This is a genomic window from Mesorhizobium sp. M5C.F.Ca.IN.020.32.2.1 (genome assembly GCF_004023105.1).
Classification (GTDB): domain Bacteria; phylum Pseudomonadota; class Alphaproteobacteria; order Rhizobiales; family Rhizobiaceae; genus Mesorhizobium; species Mesorhizobium wenxiniae.
The window spans coordinates 1-952 of the sequence record NZ_RZSX01001395.1 but is presented as its reverse complement, the minus strand read 5'-3'; the positions used below and the strand labels follow the sequence as shown (position 1 = coordinate 952).

Below are 952 nucleotides of genomic sequence, written 5' to 3'. Positions count from 1 at the left end.
AGTTCCTTCCGGCGCCGCGCGAACCGGAGATCGGACGCAGCAGGCGCTTTCATGTGTTCTAAGTTGCGGCCAGACTAGCAGCGCCGGGCCGGATCACCAAGAGCGCAGGGGCCGAATTTTGCCGGCGGCATGAAGCGGCAGCAGGAAGAGCCGCGCGTTGCCGGTTGAATAGCCGGCTTCGATAAGGCATTTCTGAAATGGCGGAATGGAACATCCGGAATCGCGGCAAGTTTCCCTGACGCGAACCGAAAGAGGGCAACGGGGCTGCAACGCATGATCGTCACGCCATGAACTGGAGGCGCTATTTCTGGCCGGTCGTCGGCATTGCGGCGGTCGTATTCTCGCTGTGGCTGCTGCTGCACGAACTGCGCGGCATCTCGCTCGACGATGTCTGGGACGGCATCGTCGCCATCCCTGCCCGCGGCTGGATGCTCGCCGCGCTGAGCTCGGTCATCGCTTATGCATCGCTGGCCGGCTACGACCACATCGCGCTCCTGCATATCGGCAAGAAGGTCTCCTGGCTCTTCGTCACCTTCTGCTCATTCACCACCTATGCGTTGTCGCACAATATCGGCGGCTCGGTATTTTCAGGCGCGGTGATCCGCTACCGCGCCTACGGAACCAGGGGCCTCACCGGAAAGGATGTCGGCGTGCTGGTGGCGATCTGCTGGATCACCTTCGTGCTGTCGACGATCCTCGTTTCCGGTCTCGTGCTGGTCTTCGAGCCTGAAATCATCGACCGGTTCTCCGGCGCACCGCATCATCGCCTGACCATGGCCGCGGGCGTCGCCATGCTGCTGCTGGTGGCGGCCTATGTCTTCGGCAGCTGGCTGCATCTCAGGCCGCTGAAGATCGGCAGCTTTCAGATCCATTATCCGGCGCTGCCGATCGTCGCGCGGCAATTGCTGATCGGCCCGATCGAGCTTCTGGCAGCGGCGGCGATCATCTACTT

1 protein-coding gene is annotated in these 952 nt (G+C 62.3%); it reads left to right on the top strand.

What is annotated here, in order from left to right:
* Positions 1–287: 287 nt before the first annotated feature.
* Positions 288–952: YbhN family protein (locus EOA86_RS36285; RefSeq protein ID WP_164892394.1), on the top strand; the 665-nt coding region annotated here is incomplete at its 3' end.